Below are 829 nucleotides of genomic sequence, written 5' to 3'. Positions count from 1 at the left end.
CGGTTCACCAACCGAGAGGGCACGGGCGATATCAGGCATCGAGAAAGAAGAATCATGCGTCACGTCATTCGCGCAGCCGCGATCGCGGTTCTCGCCACCTCCGCCACGGTCGGCATCGCCGGTCCGGCCTTCGCCGAGTCTGGGTCGCCCGCGACCGCCACGGTCGCGGGCGAGCAGGGCACACCGGCCGATCCGGCCGCCCCCGCCGGTACACCGGTCGATCCGACCACGGAGTATCTGAACGCATTCGACACCATCGCCGGTGCGTGGGCCGACGACTCGACGGTCGGTCAGGTCGTGGGCACGGCGGCCGGCCTCGCGGTCGGCTGCCCGCTCGGCGCGATCACCGGCGGCACGCTGACCATTCCGGTGCCGGTGCTGACCCCGATCGGCATCGTGGGCGGATGCATTCTCGGCGCGGGCACACTCGGTTTCCTGGGTGGCATGGCCGGCGGCATCGTCACCGGCGGACCGAGCTTGGCGAACGCGGTGGGCGACCAGTACAACTCGCTACATTCCAAAGGCCTGATCGCGCAGTCGATGCCGGCCGACGGCAACGCACGGTAATCGACACTCGCCCACCGATCAGAGCGGAAGAATTCATGAAGACCACCACCCGGACCATCGCCGTGTCCACCCTGCTCGCCACCGCGGTCGTCGCGGCGGCCGGGGCGGCCCAGGGCGAGACCGTCGCCCCCGCACCTGCTGCCCCCGTTGCCCCGCAATCGAATTGGACCAGTACCGATCTGGGCCCCGGCATCCGCTACCAGGACGACACGACCACCGGCACCGCGGCGCTACAGACTCCGCTGGGCGCGGTGGCGGTGCG

The 829-nt window shown here is 70.2% G+C and carries 1 protein-coding gene and 1 pseudogene; both read left to right on the top strand.

The annotated features are described in order from the left end of the window. A pseudogene (locus RJ03_RS35240) lies at positions 1-567 on the top strand (hypothetical protein); the annotation flags it as partial. Between the two features lie 35 nt (positions 568-602). Further along, positions 603-829: hypothetical protein (locus RJ03_RS27325; protein ID WP_036507521.1), on the top strand; the 227-nt coding region annotated here is incomplete at its 3' end.

Source organism: Nocardia aobensis NBRC 100429 (genome assembly GCF_000308375.1).
Lineage (GTDB): Bacteria > Actinomycetota > Actinomycetes > Mycobacteriales > Mycobacteriaceae > Nocardia > Nocardia aobensis.
This window is presented reverse-complemented; position numbering and strand designations above follow the sequence as displayed.